This is a genomic window from Calothrix sp. CCY 0018, assembly GCF_963920925.1.
Classification (GTDB): Bacteria; Cyanobacteriota; Cyanobacteriia; order Cyanobacteriales; family Nostocaceae; genus Rivularia.
Window position 1 is genome coordinate 77,457 of record NZ_CAWUDI010000031.1, and the last position, 24,544, is coordinate 102,000.

Here is a 24,544-nt window from a genome sequence, read left to right on the forward strand (position 1 = left end):
TGATTGTGGGTATAAAATGAACGTGTTTTTTTGGCAGATAGCACCCTGTAATTGGACTTACGGTATAACTTGAAATATTAGATATTAATTTCAACTTATAACCTGCCAAGACTATTAAACTTAGGGTGTTAATTGTTTATAATGGAACCACAAAGCTAACATAACAGCCTGCCATGCTGGTGTAATATCTTCGTCCCTGACAACTTCTTCAGATATGATTCGCTGATAAGCTGATTGCAAAAAATCGGAATCGATGTACTTTTCCAAGTATTTGATTTGATTGGACATCACATCATCCAAAATTTGGCGATCGCGATTCAAAAACCCATCATCAAAGTTAGGTGATAAATCGGCTTTACCTTCACGCCACTGCACTTTTTCTGGTAAAATTCCTGATAATGCACGACGCATCACAATTCGTCCAAACCCATTAGATAATTTCTGTTCCGCAGGTAAAGCTAAGCAAAACTCAATTAATCGCTTGTCCATAAATGGATGACGAACTTCTAAGTGGAAATTTGCGGCGCATAAATCCATTCGTTCTAAAACATAAGGCGATATACCATGTGTTAAAGAAGCCCAATGTTTTTCTCTAGTATTTAAAGGTTTATGACTCGATGTATCTAATTTTTGAATTCGCTTGTCTAAACCAATATTTTTTGCAAAGTCACTTCTAACAAGGGGATTATGAGAAGTGGATTCATTTGAGATTTTTTCTGATTTAGATTGCCAAAATTGCTTGATTTGCTTTAAACAAGGCTTTATTCCATGATTTAATAGCAAATTTTTCCGGGAAATACCAAAATGTTGATGTATTAAATGCACTCCTTGGAAGAATGCTATCCAACGAAAATTCGTTGCCAACTCTTTTAAATAGGGTAGCGCATAATTCCGAAATACTGAATACGCTTTTACTCTAAAGTGTTTTGAAGATGCTTGAACTTCAGAAATACAGGTTTTCCAATCACCCTGGCGGGCTAATTCTGTAATTCTATATGTACCGTGACAAACTGTGGTATCACCATCCAATCCGTCTAAAACAATCCGCATACCTAATTCATTGGCACTACGGTTCGCTATCCAAGGGTAAAAATGACTCGCACCTAGAAAACCTTCATCTTCATATTGAAAAACATCTTCAAGACTGGATAATGGTCCAACCTTATCACCGTGGATATAGTGAGGAATAAATCCACCTTGCTCTAAAACCGCGTTTATGAAGGGACGTTCGTCGCACTCTTTGATATTATCAAATATAGTAGATATTGTATGTAGTTTGGTTTTCTTTTGATTATTTTGTTTATCTTTTTCGCTAAGTATATCTCGCGCTACACAGGTAACAGATGAGGAATCTAAACCACCACTCAACTGAGAAACAATAGGAAAAGCACTTCTTAACCGACAACGCACCGCTTCAGTGAAAATTTTACGGAATTCTTCTGCATAAGCAGCGTCAGAATCTAACTTAATCTCACGGTTTGGGTCTAGCCACCAATAGCAGCTAGTTTTAATTCCTTGCAGATTTACCACCATGCTGTGTGCCGGGGGAAGTCGCACAATACCTTGATAACTTGTAATAGCTTCATCTTCGAGCATCAAATTCAAATAATCAGCTATTCTAACCTCATTTAGCCGACGTGGAACCTCTGGTAAAAATAACAAAGCTTTAATCTCACTACCAAAAACAAAAGTATTTTTAGAAGAGTAATAGTAGAAAGGCTTCACCCCAAAATGATCGCGAGCGCAAAATAATATCTGTTTACGCTCATCCCAAATCGCAAATGCAAAGTCACCTAGTAAATGCTGTGGGCAATCTTCACCCCATTTATCGTATGCTGCCAATATCAGCTCGCTATCTACAATCTTATTAACAGGACGATTATTTATCTGTAAAGCAGCTATCAATTCATCACGATTATCTATGCGAGCATCTGCTGTAATTACTAAGTCACCCCTTTGATTTACCAAAGGCAGCTTTTCGAGCAGAGATTCAGGAGTAGTCCACAACATCCGATGTCCCAAACCAACGCACCCATCAACCCAAATATCTGCACCATCTGGCCCGCGATGTGCCAATATATCAACCATTTTTGTCAAGTTTTCGCGCTCTACAGGACGTTCGTTAAGGTAATGAATACCTACGATGCCGCTCATAATTTAATTCCTTCAAGGGATGGTAGTTGAATGTAGCGTGGTAGATCCGGTAAAAAACCGATTACAACGTATCCCTGATATTTAATCCAAGCGTGTGCTTCTAATTCTCCTAACTCGCTTTTAGCAACCCCGATGCACAATTCGGGAGAAAAACCGCTATGACTCATTAAAACTTGAGTAGTTAAAGCACGTGCCAGACACTTTGCACCACCCGGCATATACCGCGTTGCAACATTGACACCCCAAATAATTTGACCCAGAGTTGTATTCGGGAGTGGTAGTTTTATCGTACTGAGTTTATTTATTATCTTTAATAAGATGCGAAACTCTAATAACAGCAACCCTAACCTAACTGCTGCCAGTAAAAAGTAAGTAACAAATAGTAAGTAAAAATTAACTTTTCTCAGATTCCAAACTTTACGCACCAGTTTCATTTGTTACTTTAATTAGCCCTGCGGTTTTTAAACTATTCAGTAGTGAAAAAAGGTCGTCAGTACAAATATCAGTTTCAACTTCGTACTCTTCCAAAAGCACCTGCTTTATATCCTTTACAGCTTTTGGTTTCTCAATCAAATCCCAAACCCGCGCACCCACTTCATTCAAACCGTGGTAGACTCCCGTTTTCATGTTCAGAATGACTGCTTCACCACCAAGATCCGAAGAGATTTGGTCTGAAGCCGCTACTACTATTGATGATTCGGCAATCTCGCGCACGTCGGGTTCTGGATAAATCATTTTCTGTAACTCTTGAATGCTAGTTGTTTGTGTTGTTTACTTTGCTGTATTAAATATAAACCCTACTTTGGTGATAGCACCATGTTTCTTTTTACACTTCATATACTCTTTAAACTGACGTTGCTGCGTCTTTATATAATTAGATAGAGTTTAAATTTAGCTTTGTAATAGACGCTGCTCACCCTCAATCCCTCTCCTTATCAAGGGGAGGGAAGCAGTCGGCAGAGTGAGGTTTTATATTTAATTTGACCAAGTTACTTAAGGGCAGGGAATAGGCAGCAGGGAGTAGGGAAAATATTTTTTCAAATTCAATCAAGGAAGCAAAGTTTACGCAGGTTTCGTTCTAATAGTCGATTGCATTAAATTTGAGGGGTTTGCTTACACACCCGCTCCGGGTTGCAAACCCAGAGCTAACAGCGAAAGTCCTATAAATAGGACTAGAATACAATTCATCAAAACGGCTGGAAATGAACTACTAGTACTCCACCACATTAATTTTGAGGGATATTACCTTAGTCCTATTCATAGGACTTTTGCTATTAGACAGGGACTTGCAGTCCCTGGCGGATTAGATACACACCCCGCAAAACTAATGGGACAAACTACTAAGTAAGTTTTATTTACATATATTGACTTGCTTGAATTTCAAACAAATGAGCGTAAGTACCCCCTAGTTTCATCAATTCTTGATGAGTACCACCTTCGACAATTGTTCCGTTATCCATTACGTATATCCGGTCGGCCATTTTTACAGTAGATAAGCGATGGCTAATTAAAATAGCAGATTGATTTTTTATTAATTGACGAAACTTTTCAAACACCTCATACTCGGCTTTGGGGTCCATTGCGCTGGTAGGTTCATCCAAAACAATTAATTGAGAATCCCGTAAAAATGCCCGCGCTAAAGCGACTTTCTGCCACTGCCCGATACTAAGCTCTTCGCCTTTGTCAAATAATTTACCTAAAATAGTATCGTAACCTTTGGGTAATTTCGTTATCACGTCATCCGCACCAGAACGACGGGCTGCTTGAATAATGCTGTCGCTCTGCGGTGGTAAGTCGATGTTTCCCAACCAAATATTTTCTTGGGCTGTAAAGTGGTATTTGGCATAGTCTTGAAAAATCACGCTGATTTGACGGCGTAATTCTTCTGTTTTAAATTGACTTAAATCTATCCCATCAATGGTGATTCTGCCTTCGGTGGGGTCGTACAATCTACATAAAAGTTTAATTAAAGTAGTTTTACCACAACCATTTTCCCCGACTAAAGCTACTACTTCTCCCGGTTTAATCTTCAGGTTAATATTTTTCAGCGCCTTACGGGTAGTAGTAGAGTATTGAAAACCGACATTTTCAAATTCAATCCCAGTTTTCATCGGATGAGGAATCGGTTTGGGGTTGGGAGGATCGATTAATTTGGGTTTAATGTCCAGGAATTCGTAGAGATTAGCCAAAAACAAGTTATCTTCATAAAGTCCAGATAAACTGTTAAGTAATCCTTTAATATTACCTTGTCCCCGCTGTAACGCTTGATAGTACAGAACTAAATCCCCCAAACGCAGCACACCATTAATAGTTTGGTAGATAATATAAGAATAAATTGCAAAAATTAAAATACCGGCGATCGCCTCGACCGCAAAATTAGCTAAAGAGCTTCCGGTTAAAATGGTTAAACTCTCTTTATATATCTGTCGGCGAATGCGGCTATAGGCTTGAGAAAAGTGAGTACCTAAATTGAATAGGCGAATTTCTTTAGCAAACTGATCTACCGTCAGCATATAGCCTAGATAGGCTGCCTGACGTTCCATCGGTGTTTTCTTGCGCTGCCAGCGATACATTATCTGAGAATATTTCACCCGCACTAACATAGCTGGAAACGATGCAAGAAAAAGAACACCGGGTATTCCCCAGTGCAGCGACAGCAGTAAAGCAATCATTCCTATCAAAGTAATCGCATTTTGACCAACCTGTGCCAAACGATTTAAGATTTGCGGAGGTCGGTAAGGCGCTTCTTGTTGCGCTCTTTGCAATACATCGTAGTATACGGGATTCTCGTAGTACTCTAAATCGGCTGCAATTGATTTCTCCTGGATAATTCCCTGCATATAATCGGTAACACGCTGGGAATGAGCGGTAGTAACTAATTGTCCGAGGGAGTTAGCAAGATTAGTTAATAAGGTAACTGCTGCTGCGAGAATAACAATAAATATTACATTATTAAAAGCTGCGGTTTTATCGGTAGTGGTGAGACTGGCAGCTACCGTATCTATAATTAGTTTGCCCAGATAAATTGCAACTACTGGCAGGATACCTTGAATAACTAGGATTACTACGCGGGCGATCGTCCAACGAGGGCTACTTTGCCAAACCAGTCGCAAAGCAGGCAATAGACGCTGCGTACTTTGGAATTTTTCTTTTAATTTCTTGCCTGCTTGCATTGTTGGGATAGTTATTACTTATACAGAATTTTTTATCTAAGTTTACCGAATATTTTTCGATAAAGCAGCTTTTAATTGATACATTTATCAATAGCTATTGCAATGTCAAGCAAGCTAAGTCTTCTTCTACTAAATTAATTAATTTAGGTAAATCTGCTAAAGAAGGTTTGCGAGTGAAGCGGCAAAATCTGACATTCTTAATCAGTTCGCTGCATAGACGAAAATGTTCTGCAAAAAATTGTTGTTCGGTGACTGATTTCATTGCACGACTATGACGCACCAGTTCAACAAAAGTTTCTTGTGGTTGAAGGCTGGTAATTTTATGTTCGCTTCCTTTATCTAATACATAAATCTGCTGCAATGGAATCGGATTTTGTTGAAAACCTTTGTCAAGTTTATAAGTTACTTTAAAGGAATTTTTAGAAACTGGAAGTAAGTTTTGTGTATCTTGTTCTAAAGAATTTGCTGCATCGGGACAAAGTTTAAATTGTGGGTAGCTCGGAAAAACAACTGCTTGATTTTGTTCAATTTTTATCGGTAGTACATCATCTGTTAAAACGTTGTAGCCTTTTGTATGGAAAGCAGTTGCTAAGGTAGATTTTCCCCAACCGGAACCACCCATAAATGCAACACCTTTATTATTAATATTGATGCAGCTAGCATGAAGGACTAATAAACCTCTTTGTCGTAGCAATACGCATAGTACCGGACCTAAAATAGCGGTTCGTAGCAAAGACTCATCTATATCTGTTACTGGCTCAATAATAATTTCTTTTCCATGACTAATTAAAAATTTCCCAATTTCTGGTAATTTTCCTACAACAGTTTTGTTACTTTTTTCTTGTATTACAATTACATCATTAACTGTTCCAAACCTAATGTTAACATCAGGTTTATCTTCAATTTCAATTAACTCTGGAAAATCTAATTGTGATGCAATGCATAAGTTGTAAATGCTATAATATTTCATTACTTATGTGTAATTTGAATAGAAATTTAAAATACATAAATACAGTTTGTTGAGAAAAATTTCTCAACAAACTGTGTGTTTCCAAGCTAAAGAAAATAGTTGCTCTTAGTTGGTTACTAGCTAAAAGCAAAAATTTAATTTTCTCTGAATAGGTGTAGTGAAACTGCCACAAATATAAACCATGAATCTGATATTATTTTTGTGTTAATCTCACCATGCAGGTTTCTACTGGGGTTAGTCTAAGGTGATATCTCGTGAACCAAGGTCGTTGTTACCAGAGATAACTTCGCCATTTTGAAAGACGAAATCTGTTCTAGCATCTCCACCGATAACTTGTGTAATTTCGGTAACATTACCGAAAGAGCTTAGCTTGGGAGCAGTGTAAGTTTTCTTCATGATTGAATCTCCTGATTTTGGATAGAATTGATGTAGTTTTAATTGATCTAATTATGGTAGGTAGCACCCCGATACTGGGCTTACGGTATAAGTTGGAATAAATACTGCAATATTTATTGCAACTCGTAACCTGCCAAGTCTATTGGACTTACGGTGTTACTTTTTTACTGTCGAACCACAAAGCTAAAATAACAGCCTGCCATGCCGGTGTAATATCTTCGTTCCTGACTTCGTTCTCCGTTCTCATTCGTTGATAAGCAGCTTGTAAAAAATCTGAATCAATATACTTTTCTAAATGCTCGATCTGATTGGACATCACCTCCGAGAGCAAAGCGCGATCGCGATTCAAAAATCCATCATCAAAGTTAGGTGATAGATCGGCTTTACCTGCACGCCACTGCACTTTTTCTGGTAGAATTCCCTCCAATGCACGACGCATCACCATCCGTCCAAATCCGTTACATAATTTTTGTTCGGCAGGTAATGCCAAGCAAAACTCAATTAAACGCTTGTCCATAAACGGATGGCGAACTTCTAAGGCAAAATTTGCTGCACATAGATCCATTCGTTCTAAGATATGAGGCAATACACCTTGAGTAAGAGACAACCAATGTTCTTCTCTAGTAGTCAGAGGTTTTTTAGTATTTACATCTAATTTTTTAATTCGCTCATCTAAACCAATCTTTTGTGCAAAGTTACTTTTAACAAGGGGATTATGAGAAACAGAAGTATCTGATATTTTCTCTTGTTTGCCCCGCCAAAGTTGCTTTATCTGCTTTAAAAAAGGTTTAATTCCATGATTTACAATTAAAATCTTTCGAGAAGCACCAAAATGTTTATGTACTAGCTGCACTCCTTGTAAGAATGCAATCCAACGGAAGTTAGTTGCAAACTCTTTTAGATATGGCAGTGCATAATTCCGAAATGCTGCATATGGTTTGACTCCAAAGTGTGGTGAAAATGCCTTCACTTCATGTATACAGCTTTTCCAGTCACCTTGACGCGCTAATTCTGTAATTCTCGATGTACCGTGACAAACTGTGGTATCTCCATCTAAACCGTCCAAAACTACCCGCATTCCTAATTCATTTGCAGTGCGGTTTGCTATCCAAGGGTAAAAATGACTTGGACCTAAAAAGCCTTCATCTTCATATTTAAAAACCTCTTTTAGACTGGATAATGGTCCAACTTCATCGCCGTGGATGTAGTGAGAAATTAATCCACCTTGTTCTAAAACCGCATTTATGTAGGGACGCTCATCACACTGATTAATTTTATCAAAAATAGTAGATATTGTATGTAAGTTAGTTTGATTTCTATCTTTCGGACTAAGTATATCTCGCGCTACACAGGTTACAGATGAAGAATCTAAACCGCCACTCAACTGGGAAGCAATAGGAAAAGCACTCCGTAAGCGACAACGCACCGCTTCCGTAAAGATTTTACGAAACTCTTCTGCATAGGCAGCATCGGACTCTAACTTAATCTCGCGTTTAGGGTCGAGCGACCAATAACATCTGGTTTTAATTCCTTGTAGATTCACCACTATACTGTGTGCTGGGGGAAGTCGCAGAATATCCTGATAACTTGTAATAACTTTATCTTCTAGCATCAAGCTCAAGTAATCGGCGATTCTAACTTCATTTAACCGACATGGAATCTCTGCCAAACACAACAAAGCTTTTATCTCGCTACCAAAAGCAAATAGCTTACCGGGTTGATGATAATAGTAAAAGGGCTTAATCCCCATATGGTCACGAGCGCAAAACAGAGTCTGCTTTTGCTTATCCCAAATGGCAAAGACAAAATCACCTAGCAAATGTTCCGCACAATTTTCACCCCATTTCTCATAAGCTGCCAGAATCAAATCGCTATCTGTAATTTTCTCAGAGGAACGATTATTTAACTGTAATGCAGCAATCAACTCTTCGCGATTATCTATGCGAGAATCAGAAGTAATGACTATATTATTAGCACGATTTACTAGAGGCAGTTTCTCTATCAAAGACTCAGGGGTAGTCCATAACATTCGGTGTCCCAAACCCACAGAACCATCTACCCACATATCTGCACCATCAGGTCCCCGATGCGCCAATATATCAATCATTCGCGCTATATTTTGCTGTTCTACCGGGCGTTCGTCTAGGTAGTAAACACCTGTAATACCGCTCATAATCCGATTCCTTCGAGAGATGATAGTGAGATAAGTTGTTTAAGGTTTACTTGCGAAACTAATTACAACTTTTTTCTGGTATTCAATCCCAGCATGAGCCAAAAAGTTTTACTGGCTTGGGATTAAATAATACTTGTAAGTTTGGAAAAAAAGTAAAACGACTCATCAACACCTAAGTAGTAAGCGCGATCGCGTGAAACACTTTGCTTTTTAAGGTGTGTGGCAAGTAGCTATTAATATAGCCTAAATAATTTTACTGACAGAAATTTTGTTTAATTCACATCTTGCACCAATGTCCTTAAGCCCATATGCCCGCCTTGTAAGCCGGAGGCTTTCTCGCAGAGAAATCAATTTCAGGGCTGCATATACAAAGTACGTTTAAACGCACTAAAAGCCATGACCAGTCTGATTTATCAGACTTTGTTTGTGAGCCTGGGAATTTATTCCAAGGCAGTTGTTGAGACTGGTACAAGAAGTTAGGTTTAATATATGTGGCTCAAATACAGTTTGAGTAAACTAACTTTTTTTTCATAAAACTCGAAACGGTAGAAACCACAATTCTAATCAAACCTGATAACTGAAAGTAAAATACGGAAGTCGATCGCAAGCAACTATTACACCCTACAATTTTAAAAATTACGCAGTCATTTAATTCTTTATTTCAATTAACCCTGCACCCTGTAAATCGTTAAGCAGCGCTAACAAATCGTTGGTACAAACTGAAGATTCAATTTCGTACTCTTGTAAAAGCATCTGTTGAATATCTTTTACAACTTGCGGTTGCTCAATCAAATTCCATACAAAGGCACCTACTTCATTCAAACCGTGGTAAATTCCGGTGTTCATATTCAAAATCACCGCTTCACCACCAAGATCGGAAGAAATTTGATTTTTTACAGATATTACTATTGAATTTTCCGAAATCGCGGAATCTGTTGTTGAAGTTATCATCGCAGGAAACTTCCTTTTTCTAATTTGTAGATTTTTCCTCTGCCACCTGTATCAAACTTCTGCAAATATAAGTGATATCACTCAAGAATACAAGTAGCTCAAAAGACAGTTTATTGGTTTAGATGTCCCGATATTTTTTGATGCATAAATAACTATCAGTAGATGCTTGTACTCATTCTTAAGCTATCGGGTATTAGCTGAAGTATGAATAGGTAAAAATTACATTGGACATCTCCGGAAATGAAAAAAACCTCTCTCCAAACCTCTCTCCTGCAAGGAGAGAGGCTTTAAAATCCCACTTCCCTCGTAGGGAAGGGGGGCAGGGGGGTTACGTAAATCTGTAAATTTAAAACCATATAAATGTTTTCCGGAGATGTCTATTGGAACATTAACAGATTCGATCCAATTTATTTACCCTGATATAATTATTTCAATAAAGATAATGCACAGTGCAAGACTGTAATTATAGGTTGTGTAGCGGTAGATGCTTGCTGCAAGCAGCTTTATATAGCTTTGTAGCTAATTAAATTCAATCTTAGAAGATATACGTAAGTATTGCTAACGAATCGCGAATAATTTATGAAGTTTACATATATATAAAGTTAATGTAAATTGAAATTAGGTAATTGTACATAAACTTTCCCATTGTTAATAGATAGCAATAAAATGAGGTTACTTGGTACAGAATTACTTGGTACAGAAATTTTTCTGAATAAAAAGTATTTTATTATACATCTAAATCGGCGTTTTTGTTACTCATTAGTTACGTTTTTGATTAAAGCCATCCACATATCCGGTGGATTCGAGTAGTAATCAATTTGCTCTACTTGATATCGACAAAATTCACTACCAATTTGTAAAAATATATAGTCATCAGGTTTGACACCTTTACCTCGCGCTGTCATGTAACCTGTTGTCAAGTTTTCTGCAATTTCAAATACGTAGTCGGTTCCAGGTACGCACTCAGTAAAATCGTGGGTTTTATGTTTGTGCAGCTTGAATTTGTCTAAGATAAAATCTCTTAAAGACAAAAAAAACACGTTAAGGTTGATGCCCGACCTGCTAAATGACATAAGATAATTGAGAAAAATAAATTTGCTGTTCCTTGCACAAACTATGCTTGTGAGTTTCTTATGACATGGAAATTAGTCAAAGCAACCGCTCTGTTAAACCTACCCAAAACTACCCAAGTCTAGACATAGCTGAACATAGTTAGTTTTAGTGTTAACTTCCTGTTTCATCATGGCTTCAATCTGACGATTGAAGGGTTTGTCCACTCCACAAGCAATCCCGGTAGAGCTTACCGTTTGATCCGAACGAATCGGAATATAAATTCCTTCAAACCATCGTTCTATATTTTTACTTGCATTTAAATCTCTATCTTCTCTATGACCGCATTCAGGACATACGTAAACACGCTCTTTTAATGGCATCTTGTGACGATGTTTACCACAATTAGAACATATTTGAGAACTGGGAAAAATTCTCGAGACTTCGATTAATTGACTAGAAAATTTCTCAGTTTTATATTCTAATTGGCGTTTAAACTCATACATCCCACAGTCAGCAACTGCACCTGCTAGTCTGTGATTTTTAAGAAATGCCTTAACACTTAAATCTTCTATCTTTATAATGCTGTGGTTCTTAGCAAGATAAGTAGTTAATTTATGAATAGCATCTTTACGAATATTTGCTATTCGAGCGTGCAATAAGCGCAGTTTAGTTAATGCTTTTTTGCGATTATTGGAACTAAATTTTTTCTTGCTTACAGAGCGCTGTAGGCGTTTTAAACGCTTACTCATACGACGATAAGCTTTGGGATTCTTAAAAACTTTACCGTTTGAACAAACAGCTAGTTCTTTAATTCCAATATCAACACCAATAGACGGTCTATCAGCTTCAATACTCGGTTTTTCAACTTCATACTTAATCGCGATAAACCATTTATCAGCAGTCCGAGAAATCACACAATTATGTGTTGCCCTAACTGGTAATGCTTCAGTTAATCTCACCCAACCAATTGATGGTAATTTAACACGTTTACCATCATTTTGTATCATTGGTTTAGCCTTAGAACCAGATTCTAGGTAAAAACTATCGTGCTTTCCTTTTTTTTTGAATCTTGGCTGTTTTGTTAACTTTTTAAAAAACCTATCCCAAGCTGTACGCAAATCTTTTAGTGCTTGTTGTGGAACGTTTTTATTAGTTTGGTAGTACCAAGGTAAGACTGATTTAACTTCGGCTACTAACTTTTTATGTAAATCGATAGAACTTGGTAATTTGAGCAACTTATCAGTTTCGCTCCGGCGTAATATATCTTTAAAGATGGCATTTGCCCAGTTGTAAGCATGACGTGCTACACCGGATGCTTTTTTAAAAGCACTAATCTGCTTGTTGTTTGGTATTAACTCAACTTTGATACTTAAAAGCATTTAAAGCCCGAGGTGCCGTAACATCATACATCGATTAGTTTACTGATATTTAGGTTCGAACACAATCCTATATAAACAAAAATTTACCGTAACTATGGCGCTAGTTAAATTACATTTCTGGACAAAATGACTACATATGTCCACTTATGGGTATAAATTAGATAACAGTTGCTAGCCCCAATATAATAACAAGATTAATTGGTATTCAATAAATAAAGCTTGTAGTCGGCGTATAATTTCTATTCTCGTCGTATTTCGCGAGTGAGCGATCGTTTTTTAGGTACGAATGGCACATAAATTGATGTTCCCATTCCTTGCATGGAAGGCGATTCAGCCAGATGCTGCCTATCTCCCGTGTTTGTTGAAAAGTATAGGATGCTTTGATTGGAAAATCAACATGAAACTACTTGACACTGCCCGAACAAGAAGTTATAGTTACTAGAGTAAAGTCAATGGGGTGTCGCCAAGTGGTAAGGCAGCGGGTTTTGGTCTCGCCATTCCTAGGTTCGAATCCTAGCACCCCAGTTTATTTAGATTCAAATTATATTTTTTGTTTTGTAAGTGATCGCCTTTCTAATATTAGAGAGGTTTTTTGTTTTTTATTTATTTTTTGCGGTTTGATTGTTTTTAAAGATCGTAAGCTGATAGTCTTGTCCGATTAATTATGGGGGGTAATGCATTTGTAGTGGGTTACTCTAGGGTATTGACTTTGATAGGATTTTCGCGCTTTTTGTTCATACAGCTTTTATGCCGGTAACAATCGCAATACTTATCCCTCACCCCGCCCTGACGGGCACCCCTCTCCCAAGCTTGGGAGAGGGGAGGGGGAGAGGGCATTATCTTGAACACCAACGCATTTTTTGCATAAATTTTTATCTTTTAAAAAGCTATAGAGCTTTGACTTAGGTACTGTTTTTGTAGACAGTTAACACCCTAGCGTTACTCCCTTCCCGCTTAAGCGCGATTACTTATAAAAATTCCTTTTCCTCTTCCTCTCCCCACGCCACTTTGCTCAACGGAGGAAACCTCCGCACGCAAGTAGCTCCTCTTTATGCAATCTTTGTAATATATGTAAAGCGCTATATTGCGACATACATTTATTTTAAGCAATAATTGTCACTAAGTATTAAGATGATTGTTGCTGGCACTTGACTGTATATATTGCATAAATCAATTGCCAAATCCTTTCCACAGTAAAATTCGATAATTTAATGCTGGAAGAAAATAAGAATCAGTAAAATTATTGACAATAAGTTTTTTCCGGAAAAAACAAGGTCAGTTGAGTAATAATACACTGAGTGAATTATAAGAATAAATTATCTTACTTACTGTTAGATGTGGTTTAAACCTTGGTTGAGCTTGGGATGCAAGTACTGAATTGAAAACTGAATTTGCCGATTTTGTAGAAATAGGAGTGAAAATTTAATTAAAATTTATTACACTTGTAAATGAATCAACAAGCATCAACTAAGTAATGCTACTGGACGCATAGTGCATCGCGAGCCGTAAACTAGTATCTTCAATACTTCCGCGCAGGCTGGTATATCTGTTAGATAGGTGGTTAACAAGACGAGACTGAAAGCTTGTAGACAGTCTGGAGATTTGTTAACTTCTTGAGAAATATGGGGTGCATCGCTGTTGTGAAGGCATTTAGATCGACGAAAGAGCGATGGTGTCTTTAAGAAATCAAAGCGACAAATTATGTCTATATTAAGTACTTTTAATTTACTATGACTATGCTGAAGTCAGAAAAAAATCCTTACCTCTTTTCTCAAGCAGGTACCCCCTTAACTGATGCTGAAGAAGGTGGATTGAATTTAGGGCAAGTGGGAGCGGCTCTACGACGGCGTGCATTATTGATTGTTGGTTGCACGGGGGTAGTGGCAACCGCTGCGGTGCTGAAGGCAGAAACAGATCCTCCGATATATCAAGGTCAGTTCGAGATTTTGACTGAACCCTTGACTGGGGAAAGTAAAGCTGTATCAAACGTACCTCAAGCTTTGAGTTCTGGAGGAGTTGCAGCTCCTGAATCGGAAAAAGATGTTGCAACGACTATTCGAGTTTTACAAAGCCCGCGAGTACTAAATTCAGTTGTAAAAAAGCTTCAGACGGAGTATCCAAAACTGGAATACGAATCTTTCATTAAGGGTTTAGTTATTGCCTCCAAACAAAAAAATATTTTAACAGTAGGATATGTAGCCGCAGACAAGCAGCTAGTTAGCGATGTCTTAAATGAAGTTGCTCAAGCTTATTTAGAATACAGTTTAAAAGATCGTCAGGAAGACATCGATCAGGCGATCGCGTTTGTTCAAGGACGAATCACTAAGGGGGGTTTGAGACAACGGGTTGAAGACTTGCAGAATAAATTGCGAACGCTGCGAAGCGTAAATAACCTGATTGAACCCGCACAGAAAGGGGGTGAAGTGTCCGGTCAAATTGCGACTTTGACGCAACAGCAATTAAGCAACCGGGTAGAGTACGAACAAATGATGGCTCAGTATAAGGAGTTACAAAAAGAGTTAGCGCAGCAGCCAGCAGAGAGGGCTGGTAATTCTATTCTGAGTGAAAATCCTCGCTATCAGAAAATCTTAGACGAAATTCAGCAAGCTGATATTCAGATTAAAACGGAGTCTGCTAGATTTACAGATATCAATCCAACAATACAGACTTTACGGGACAGAAAAAGGAATTTACTCCCGATGCTGAATGCAGAGGAACAGCGAGTCCAGAATGAGTTTCAAAGTCGCATCCAAACGTTATATGCTCGCGATTTATCTTTGGCTGACAAAGTAGATAAGCTCAATGCAGAACTGAGAAATTTGGCAACAGTTACCCGCGATTACGACAATATTCAGCGGGACTTACAGATTGCTACCGAAGGGTTGAACCAGTTTTTGACCAAGCAGCAAGCTTTAGAAATTGAAAAAGCTCAGAAACAGCAACCTTGGAAGCTATTAGATCCTCAACTTACAAAAGTTGAAGATCCTGAAGCTATGTCACAAAGTGCTAGAAAAAACTTAGCTTTGGGTGGAGCTTTAGGTTTGCTCTTAGGTGTAGGTGCTGCTTTAGTTGTAGACAAGTTGAGCAATATTTTCTACACTTCTAAAGATTTGAAAGAAACTACCAGATTACCGTTACTAGGGGTAGTTCCTTTTAGCAAAGAACTTGCAGTTATCAGCAAGCAAGATGGAGCAGCTAGTGGAATTCATCAAACTGCTCGTGCATCCTTTTTTGAGGTTTTTCGCTCTCTTTACACCAATATTCTGCTTTTGGGTTCGGATACCCCGATTCGTTCGCTTGTGGTTAGTTCGGCAACACCAGAAGATGGTAAAACTACTGTTGCGATACAGCTAGCTTTGGCAGCAGCTGCGATGGGACAAAGTGTATTATTAGTGGATGCAAATCTCCGCTGTCCTACTATACACAAGCGTGTAGGGTTAATGAATATTCAGGGTTTAACGGATATTATTTCTTCTGAATTGGAGTGGAGCAATGTAATTGAACGCTCTCCTCTGGAAGATAACCTGTATGTAATGGCTGCTGGTCCAGTTCCACCTGACTCTACCAGATTATTAGCTTCTGTGAAAATGCAGGATTTAATGAGCGAACTGCATAGTAGCTTCGACTTAGTAATTTATGACTCCACCCCAATAGTTGGTTTTGCTGATGCGAACTTGTTAGCTGCTAATACCAATGGTGTTATGTTGGTAGCAGGTTTAGGTAAACTGAAACGCACTGCATTCGCTCAAGCATTAGAAGAAATTCAAGTTAGCGGTACTCCTATTTTAGGTTTGGTAGCAAATAAATCGAAAGAATCAACTTCAATTTCTCAAAGTAATTATCAACAGTATTACAAGGTAAGTAAAGAAAGAGTTGATATAGATGATGCAACCGAGGCTGGAAAATCTTCGGTAAATAAAGTTAAGGTATGAGGTTAGGAGTTAGGAGTTAGGAGTTAGGAGTTGGGAAGAAAAATTCCTGACTCCTAAATTTTTTAAAATTAAACCAAGCTAATTATCTGGAGACTTCAAAGCTTGATCGAGTACTTGACGAGCTTGTTCTGCTTTTTCTCGCGCATCTTTATAGCGTAAATTAGCTTGAGCAAAGTTTTTCAGAGCTTTAAAACCTTCTTTGAGGCTGGAAATTTCTTCCTCGCTGACGGATTGATCTGAAAAAAGGATATCAACTAATTTACGAACTTCTAAAGCTTCGGCGCGTGTGTCTTGAACTTTCAGCTTTAGAGTTGCAAGATTACTCAAAAGTTGAACCGCTTCTATAATCGTATCTTCACCGCTAGCAGTATCCATTGACGGTTCTTTCACTTCAATCAATTGTTGAGGACTAAATCCTTCTTCGAGTTCGGAAGGTAAATCACCTGCTTCCATAATTTCCATCAGCTTATCCATTGCTTTTTCACGAGCTTTATCGGAATCTTTGCCGGGAACTGTAAGGATGATTTCTGGACTTTGAACGAGAGTATAACGAACCATACTGATAGCTGAAATATTGCGCTAAACCAAACCGAACTATTAATTTTAACTTAAAAGTGCAACAAAGAAAAATCACTTGTCGAGCGATTACCGTATTAGACATCGCAGGAATTGAAAATACCCCTCTCCAAACCTCTCCCCCACGCTTGAGAGAGGCTTAAAAACCCCCATTCCCTCGTAGGGAAGGGGGGTAGGGGGGCTCGCGGTTTGCGTGTAATTTGAAACCATAGAAATGTTTTCCGGAGATGTCTATTGTAGAGCTTTGCTTAACGCCGATCGCATTGCAATTATAGCGGTTTTGATGGTGCATGGATACGATGCTAATTCCCATTAACGCGATAATTCATCGATGGTTAATTTTCCGCTGGCTAAATTTGTAATAATATTTACCCAATCATCAAAGCGATCGTTAATAAATATATTTTTTGATGTTTCTACTCCTTCAGCACCTATACTAGTTGAAATCACCGGCAAACCTGCTTGAAGCATTTCTAATGTCTTTAGTTTAATTCCCGCACCTTGAAGTAAAGGTACGATGCCTATTTGAGCTTTTTCAAAAAACTGGGTAGGGTTTTCGATAAATCCAGTTACTATAATATTCTCGCTGGCAAATTTTCTGATTTTTGCAGAAGGGTTGGAACCGACAATATAAAGTTTGTATTCGGAATCTATTTTTAGCAAGTTTACAAAGCATTCTTGAATAAAATTTATAGCTGCTTGCTCGTTTTCCGATCGATTCATCGCAGCCCAAAATAATAAGCTTTTTTGATCAACTTTCTCTATATTTCGTTTTATTTTGTATATAAAATCACTCAGTTGGGGAGGTTTGATAATAATTTTATTTTCTGGTATGGCAAATAAAGAAGTAAGAATATTGCGGTCTTTTGTTGATAAAACCCATAATTGATCTACATTAGAATAAATCTTTTTTTCAAACTTGAATAATCTAGCGACTTCAATACCTAATATTAGATTATTTTCAGATTGTCTTAAAAAAGATTGAGAAACAACATCATGTATGCTGATTACGGTATGAGTATTCTTAGAGTTAATTAACGGTTTAATAAAATCAAGATAAACCGCAGCGTGAGAATATTCAAAATGAATCGCATCATAAGTATTTTTTGCTAACAATGCCTGCAATTTATGAGCTACAGCTTTTTGATAACGGGTAGAAAATTTAAAAGGAATAGATAAGTTAGTTAAACAGCTAATAATTTTATCTGACTTATTAAGGGAATAGGTAAAAAGGTTATTTTTATATTTCCCTATCAAATCTGTAGCAGCATTTATTTCTGCTTTGTTCGCTATCACAACAACATCAACAGTTGTATTATCAAGATGATATTTATTCAAATTACTTAAAGCTATCTTTTGCCCTGCTTGAGGATATAAATTGGTAGGAGCATGAGCAGAAATAAATAATATTTTTGACATAAGGTTCTACCATCTCCCATATTCAGATGCGGATTTGTTTGTAACCTGTTTAATAATACTTTTTATTTTGCGTGCGGTAGGTGGTTTGAAAAAATACCTCGCTGGTAATGCAAATACTTCGTTTATAATCCATGCTATATAGGCTTTTCTCCGTTGTTTATGAGATACTTGTGGAAAATTATCGGATGCCTTACTACTTATTTGCCAACATTCTTCAATCAATTTTGCTCTATCCCAAGGTAAGGGTGACGAACTCATTCCATTGAGGGAATAAGCTGCTAAGGGAGTTTCGATAGAATGAAATTTAAACCCGTGATTAAATAAACGTAAAATCATGTCGTAGTCGGCGGCGATTTTATATTTTAAGTCATACAAACCCGCTGCGATGTAAGCCGATTTTTTAATAAAGCAAGATGGATGATTTAAAGTAAAGCGAATCGATAGTTTTTCCAGTTCTCCCGGTATAAAGGTAGCTATATATTCACCTTTATAGTAGTTCTCGATAGGCGAATATAATATATTTATATCTGTATGCTTATCAAATTCTTCTTCTACTATTTTGATTGCATTTTCAAGGTACCAATCATCAGAATTAATAATACCGATAATCTCTCCCGTAGCAAGATTAATTCCTTTGTTCATTGCATCGTAGGCACCGGAATCTGGTTCGGATATGAATTTATATTTAAGTTTAAGTTCAAGTTCAAGTTCAAGTTCAAATTTATCTATATTTTGTGCATATTGTTGAATTATTGCACGGGTATTGTCTGTAGAACCTCCATCAACTACGATATACTCCAAAGGATATATTCTTTGTTGATTAATCACGCTTAAAATTGTTTTTTCAATTGTTTTTTCGGAATTAAAGCTTGGTGTGATAACTGATATTTTAGGTTGCATCCTTTTTGATAAACTTATTAGATTTTAGATTGAATACTAGAAGCTAGGAATTGGGAGTTATAAGTTGATTGGTAACTGCTTACTTTTAACTGGTTACTGTTCAACTGACATGGCTAAAATACTAACGAAAAGTAAAGGAGCAAGTCCTTGAAGTCCGCTATGTAAGAATAAACAAAAGAATAAATAGGGAAAGATAAACTTATAATTTTGTGGAGTATAGTACCCACCGACTATTTTTACAATAGCGCAGAAATAAAGAATTCCTAATGGAATGCCGATGTAGGCAATTACTTCTAAAAATGAATTATGAATTAAGGAACCAACGCTTTTAAATGCTTCATCGTATTGACCTGCATAACCTTTTAATGCTAAAGTCCAATCATTATAATAAGATGTAATTAAAAAGTGGTTAGCTTCAAATCTGGCTAAATTTGACGTATCGTTAAAAGAAAATAAACGGTTTGCACTTGTATCGTATGCGTAACCTATTTCAACAAACTTTAAAAAATATTCTCCTATTAAAAATCCAAAAATATTTGATAATAGAAAGAAAACAGTAAAATTTATTTGACTGGCTATTCCGATAAATTTCTTCTCGCAGAAAATAATTAGTAAATAAATTAGCAGGCTGAGAAAATAATTCCTGCTTAAGAAAAATACTGTAGAAACTAAAGCTAAAATAATACCTGGTTTAAATTTAGCTTTACAGGAAAGGAAAAAGAATAATAACATAAATAAACCAGATACATTCGGATCTCCATTACTTAAAGAAACTCTGGCGCTGCCATCAAACTCTACTCTTCTATATACTACCATTTGATAAATTAAAGTTATGGTTGCTAGCCAGCATAATCCGATTAAATAGCTGCGTTTGATGCGTATTTGCGGACAACCACTGAAACCTATAACCATTAGGCAGATTGGTAAACTATATCGAAATAAATGATATGTTGAAAAATTGATAAAGGTAACAATCAAAATTGAGCATACGAGTAAAATGTCTATAATTAATAATTTAGTTTTATAGAAAAAAAGCTGCACTAATAAAACCATCGCCAGTAAAGGCAAAAATATTTTAGCGTGGGGAAGTTCTAAATTGTAAGGAAATAGATATAGAATTAATACTGTATAAAAGATTAATGTATAAAAAAAATAATTGGTTTGTCGCTGTTGAATGTTTGCGTTAATATTCACTTGATGCTCCCACAAAATATATAAGAAGTTGGGAATTGGGAATTGGTAATTAGGAAAAATTAATACTACAATTTTTGATTAATTATTTCATTAAAAAGTTGAGAGTAACGTCTTGCTTGTAATTCTAGGTTAAATTCTTGCTCTATTTTTTCACGAGCGCGATCGCGAATTTTTTGCGGGTAATTATTCGACAATATCCAAGCAATACCTTTAGCTAAACTTTCTACTTCAAAAGCTTGAGCTAAGTAACCGTTGGCTTGATGTTCAATCATATCGGGCATTCCTCCAATATTGAAAGCAACGCATGGAGTACCGCAAGCTAAAGCTTCGATTACGGTGTTAGGCAAATTATCTTGAATTGAAGCAGCAACGAAAACATCTGCTGCGGCATAAATTAGCGCCAAGGATATATCATCATGAAGATTACCCATATAATGACATTTGAAATCGGTGTTATCCCCTTCGCTAGGTTGTAAGGAACCAAAAACAACTAACTCTACCTTATTTTTGTAGCCCATTCGGCTTAAAATTTGTAGGGCTTTTTCAAATAAATGCATTCCTTTTCTTTTGTAACTACTTTTAGCAGCACCGCATAAAATTAACTGTTTATCTATAGGAAGATTCAGCCATTTTCTAGCGGTATTTTTGTCAATCGGTTTATATTTTTGAATGTCAATACCGTTAGGAATAACTTTTATAGGATAATTTTTGAATAGAGAACTTTGTCGCGCCTTTTTGGCTAACCAATGACTGGGAGTGACAATTGTTAAATCGAGATTTTGCCATGCTTTAGCTTTACGCTTCCATACCCAGCGCGATAAATCTTGCTCTTTTTGGGAATCAAGTTGAAAGCAACTTCCGCAAGTTTTAGTGTAGCGATCGCACTCCAAACTATAATGACAACCTCCCGTAAATGCCCACATATCGTGTAAAGTCCAAACTAGTGGTTGTTTAAATTTAGCAATGCTTTCAATTTTTAGATAGCCGCAAGCCCAGTGGATATTAATTATATCTGGAATTATATCTGGAGACAGATGCTTGATTTTAGAATCAATTAAATCTGGAAACCACTGTGGAGAAAAAGTCCCATAATCATGTTTTGGATAAAATTTTAATGGTAAATTATCCAAAGTAGGTCGCATTTGATTGAGCAGCTTTTCTAATTTATTCGTATTTGCAATAACGGTAGAATCGCTACTAGTTTTATATTCAACTAACATTCGCGAATTTATATTTATATCCTTCAATCCATGATGCAAGCGAAATGCTGCACGAGCTGCTCCACCACTAATATCAAAAGTACTCAGGATTAAAGAATTCATTATCAGTGAACAATTATCAGTTATCAATTAATTTATAACTCCTAACTTCTAATTCCTAACTCTTTACTTCCTCAACTTTTCTCGAACAAAAAGCATAACTATCAAATATTCCATAGTTTCTATCTAGATAGTTAGAGAAATCTACTGTGGTTTCAAAACCAATTTTTTCTAAGATTGCAAAAATATCGATTCCAAAAGTTCTATATGCGAGGATTTTTCCGCGAATTTTGTCTCCGTGATACTCTGGGGGTAATAAATGAATATCTTCAACTCCCGAGGTGTCAACACGAACTAAAGTTGGTTTATCAAAAAAGCAGGGAATCGTAAAAATATGATATCCACCTGTTTTTAATACGCGATATACTTCTTGAAAAGCTTTTTCATAATCTCTGATATGTTCAAATACATCTTCTGTAATTACTACGTCGAACTTTTCTTTATCAAAAGTTAATTTTTCTAAATTTTGACAAAATACTTGTTCGCGAATTTCTGTTCCTATTTCAACGTTAGGTATATAGCTCGAACAGTAATATGATGTGGCTGAATGCAAAACTCGATCGAAAGCATCGTTTACATCAGCGTTGTAAATGTTTAATTTATCTAGATTATCTAAATGCTTATTTGATGAAACTTCTGCAAGACTAGAAATATTAGGAATTACTTTATCAATCAATAATTTTGCTACGTGTCTTTTTCGCGATGAACTTTTGCAAAAAGGACAGTACATATTATTCCGAACTGTTTTTGCATCAATGCAGATGAAAATAGTAGATTTACCACATATGTTGCATTTACCAACTTGATGATATCCTAAGTTTTTAATTGCAAGTGTAGCTGCTCTACTTACTTCCATGATTCACCTTGATAATTTTGGATTTTGCGGAAAATTGAGCCAGTCCCCTCCGTTGTAGGAACTGGCGTTGAGGGTGTAAATGTTCTTCCCCCTCAAACTTTTACTAAGAGGATGTTTGAAAAGTATTATACTTTACTTCCAGCACCTCGAAAACCTAACCCCCCTGCCCCCCTTCCCTATGAGGGAATGAGGGTTTGGGTTCAAAGCCTCTCTCCTTCTAGGAGAGAGGTTTGGAGAGAGGTTCCGAGTATAGTTATTGACGCATTCTTACATCCTCTAAGTAAAGTATTTAATTAGACTTTACAAATATCTTTTACCATTGTTCCCCATTCCCTGTTCCCTTCTTGATTGTTTTCCACCTTTAATGCTCGCTGCAATACCAGGTGAAACATCAAGGAATTGTTGTTCTGATAAACTAATTTTTCTCATTTGGGCTAAACTCCAAGGAAACCTTCCTACCAAGCTCATATCACCTTTGAGAACATTAAACAACTGGGGTAATTTGCTCAAACCATTCAAATTAAGTTCTCTTAGATTTGCACCAAATTGGTAGATGCAAAATAATTTACCTCGTTTACCAATGCACCATTGTGTTTTTAATATCGGTTGGTGAAAATAAATTTTAATTAATAAGGCTAAAGCAATAAATACCGGAGCAAGTATAACAATTAATATTAATGCTCCGAAAATATCTAAGCACCGCTTTATAACCCAATTGAGCCTATTGAAATTATTAGAGGTTTTATTAGGGTTTTTGTAACACTTCTCTTTCTTCGATAAACGTAAAAACGCTGTTTTTTTTAATCTTTTACATTGATTAGCCCAAATTTCAAGCTTTTCTAATTCAATGCGTGAATCAATTTGTACTATTGTCGCAGGAGAAAATTGCAGCCAGTCAGCTAAAAATGCTTCGCTTCTATTAGAAAGTAAATGCATATGCTGCCGTTTACAAGTTAGGTTAACTAAAAGTTTTTCATCTTTCAACTTGATTTTATAACCCAAATCATCATTACAAGAATTGTTATCCGTAAAAGTTTTTTCTTTTATTGGCTTTTCTAAGTCAACATATGATGCAAAATTTACTGACGTTGGTTTTTGCTCAATAACCATAGCTAAGAATAAGTAATTACTGAGGATCAATAATCGGTAGTACTAAAGTATTTCGGAAGTTTCTAATTAATCTTTAGCTGCAAAATAAATTTGGTTTATAAATCAAATTGTTTTTAATGAATATTTATTACGCTCGCATCTTTAATATTAGAAAGGTGTCTAAATAACTAATCGCAATAACGCTTCTGCCAGCAAAATTTTTAAAGAGCTTTCTTTTGACATTGTAGGTATTTAGACTAATATTCTATCCTAGATTTATCAAATATTAGTCTAATGATAAGTTTATTTACCTAATCAAGTCAACTCATTTGTCAGTAAAATCTCGGTTTCATTAAAAAAAAGATTAGTTTTTTTATGAATAATCATCTAAATACTAGAAAATTTGCTTACACAAGTAAGTTTAAACTTATACTCTTGACAATGAATATTTTTGTTGTCGCTCAGCAGCAATCTTAAAGAAGCAGCTACACCCGAACTACCGAGTTAGCTTTAAATACAGCAATTATTAGCTATTGATTTGGAGCGATCGCCTTTTCAAAAGTTGGTACTTACCTTTTGCTTGATTTGCTTTCATAGACAAGTGTTGATAGTAAAATTAATCCCTTAACAGAATAAACCCAGAACAAGCAAAGGATACGGTATAAATTTTAATTTATGGTATTTAAAAGTTAAATTTGAAATATTTATCTATAGTTCGTGACAATCTTTTTATCGCATTAGTTGACATTGCTATTTGATCTATAATAAATCTCATATAGTCGGCGGTAAAAAAACACTATTATAATTCAAATTTTGATATTGATACTGTACTGTTGACTAATCTATGCATCCCATTGTGGTAATAACTATTGCAAAAGTTTTAGAGATAAATCTACAACTTTTGGTGGATGCAATATATACACAGTTTGAATTTTAATTTAATCCTAAACGATTTTATCTTCCAAAAAAGTAAAAGTCGAAAAATATCCATGCGGAGGTTAAAATTTTGA

At 36.3% G+C, this 24,544-nt stretch carries 18 protein-coding genes and 1 tRNA gene; 2 read left to right on the forward strand and 17 right to left on the reverse strand.

Annotated elements, in window-relative coordinates; genetic code table 11:
• Positions 1–120 precede the first annotated feature (120 nt).
• The 10 genes from ACM03V_RS21825 to ACM03V_RS21870 form a co-directional block, all read right to left on the reverse strand.
• Entirely contained in the window at positions 121–2,154 is a 2,034-nt protein-coding gene (locus ACM03V_RS21825) for a lasso peptide isopeptide bond-forming cyclase (RefSeq protein WP_414622900.1), read from the reverse strand.
• On the reverse strand, positions 2,151–2,588 hold the full coding sequence (locus ACM03V_RS21830; RefSeq protein WP_414622901.1) for a lasso peptide biosynthesis B2 protein: 438 nt from the start codon (positions 2,586–2,588) through the stop codon (positions 2,151–2,153). The genes ACM03V_RS21825 and ACM03V_RS21830 overlap by 4 nt, the downstream gene beginning before the upstream one ends.
• The gene (locus ACM03V_RS21835; protein WP_414622902.1) at positions 2,572–2,889 is read right to left on the reverse strand and encodes a PqqD family peptide modification chaperone; all 318 of its coding nucleotides are present in this window, start codon (positions 2,887–2,889) and stop codon (positions 2,572–2,574) included. Before ACM03V_RS21835 ends, ACM03V_RS21830 begins: the two co-directional genes overlap by 17 nt.
• 620 nt (positions 2,890–3,509) lie before the next feature.
• The gene (locus tag ACM03V_RS21840; protein ID WP_414622903.1) at positions 3,510–5,327 is read right to left on the reverse strand and encodes an ABC transporter ATP-binding protein; all 1,818 of its coding nucleotides are present in this window, start codon (positions 5,325–5,327) and stop codon (positions 3,510–3,512) included.
• A 94-nt stretch (positions 5,328–5,421) separates the two neighbouring features.
• Entirely contained in the window at positions 5,422–6,297 is an 876-nt protein-coding gene (locus ACM03V_RS21845; protein ID WP_414622904.1) for a hypothetical protein, read from the reverse strand.
• A 234-nt stretch (positions 6,298–6,531) separates the two neighbouring features.
• Positions 6,532–6,693, reverse strand: coding sequence for a lasso peptide (locus ACM03V_RS21850; protein WP_414622905.1), 162 nt, complete (start codon positions 6,691–6,693; stop codon positions 6,532–6,534).
• Between the two features lie 148 nt (positions 6,694–6,841).
• A complete protein-coding gene (locus ACM03V_RS21855) occupies positions 6,842–8,866 on the reverse strand; it encodes a lasso peptide isopeptide bond-forming cyclase (RefSeq protein ID WP_414622906.1) in 2,025 nt (674 codons plus the stop codon).
• Positions 8,867–9,514: 648 nt separating this feature from the next.
• Positions 9,515–9,817 (reverse strand): PqqD family peptide modification chaperone, encoded by a 303-nt coding sequence (locus tag ACM03V_RS21860; RefSeq protein ID WP_414622907.1) that lies wholly within the window; start codon positions 9,815–9,817, stop codon positions 9,515–9,517.
• 752 nt (positions 9,818–10,569) lie between these two features.
• Positions 10,570–10,857 carry a hypothetical protein gene (locus ACM03V_RS21865; protein WP_414622924.1) on the reverse strand — a complete coding sequence of 96 codons (288 nt, stop codon included), beginning with the start codon at positions 10,855–10,857 and terminating at the stop codon, positions 10,570–10,572.
• A 132-nt stretch (positions 10,858–10,989) separates the two neighbouring features.
• Positions 10,990–12,249: an RNA-guided endonuclease InsQ/TnpB family protein gene (locus ACM03V_RS21870; RefSeq protein ID WP_414622908.1), complete on the reverse strand. Its 1,260-nt coding sequence runs from the start codon at positions 12,247–12,249 to the stop codon at positions 10,990–10,992.
• A 453-nt stretch (positions 12,250–12,702) separates the two neighbouring features.
• Between ACM03V_RS21870 and ACM03V_RS21875 the strand changes: the two genes are divergently transcribed.
• Together ACM03V_RS21875 and ACM03V_RS21880 are read left to right on the forward strand one after the other, a co-directional pair.
• Positions 12,703–12,774: transfer RNA gene (locus tag ACM03V_RS21875), tRNA-Gln, on the forward strand.
• Positions 12,775–13,985: 1,211 nt separating this feature from the next.
• Positions 13,986–16,181, forward strand: coding sequence for a GumC family protein (locus tag ACM03V_RS21880; protein WP_414622909.1), 2,196 nt, complete (start codon positions 13,986–13,988; stop codon positions 16,179–16,181).
• A 78-nt stretch (positions 16,182–16,259) separates the two neighbouring features.
• Here the strand turns inward: ACM03V_RS21880 and ACM03V_RS21885 are convergent, their stop codons facing one another.
• The 7 genes from ACM03V_RS21885 to hepC form a co-directional block, all read right to left on the reverse strand.
• Positions 16,260–16,739, reverse strand: a complete 480-nt coding sequence (locus ACM03V_RS21885; RefSeq protein ID WP_414622910.1) for a hypothetical protein — start codon at positions 16,737–16,739, stop codon at positions 16,260–16,262.
• Positions 16,740–17,069: 330 nt separating this feature from the next.
• Positions 17,070–18,176 (reverse strand): glycosyltransferase, encoded by a 1,107-nt coding sequence (locus tag ACM03V_RS21890; protein ID WP_414622911.1) that lies wholly within the window; start codon positions 18,174–18,176, stop codon positions 17,070–17,072.
• Positions 18,177–18,182: 6 nt separating this feature from the next.
• Positions 18,183–19,076 (reverse strand): glycosyltransferase family 2 protein, encoded by an 894-nt coding sequence (locus tag ACM03V_RS21895; protein ID WP_414622912.1) that lies wholly within the window; start codon positions 19,074–19,076, stop codon positions 18,183–18,185.
• 93 nt (positions 19,077–19,169) lie between these two features.
• Entirely contained in the window at positions 19,170–19,988 is an 819-nt protein-coding gene (locus ACM03V_RS21900; RefSeq protein WP_414622913.1) for a hypothetical protein, read from the reverse strand.
• Positions 19,989–20,335: 347 nt separating this feature from the next.
• A complete protein-coding gene (locus ACM03V_RS21905; RefSeq protein WP_414622914.1) occupies positions 20,336–21,592 on the reverse strand; it encodes a glycosyltransferase family 4 protein in 1,257 nt (418 codons plus the stop codon).
• A gap of 55 nt (positions 21,593–21,647) precedes the next feature.
• A complete protein-coding gene (locus ACM03V_RS21910) occupies positions 21,648–22,445 on the reverse strand; it encodes a class I SAM-dependent methyltransferase (protein ID WP_414622915.1) in 798 nt (265 codons plus the stop codon).
• A gap of 300 nt (positions 22,446–22,745) precedes the next feature.
• Positions 22,746–23,555 (reverse strand): heterocyst development glycosyltransferase HepC, encoded by an 810-nt coding sequence (gene hepC / locus ACM03V_RS21915; RefSeq protein WP_414622916.1) that lies wholly within the window; start codon positions 23,553–23,555, stop codon positions 22,746–22,748.
• Positions 23,556–24,544 lie beyond the last annotated feature (989 nt).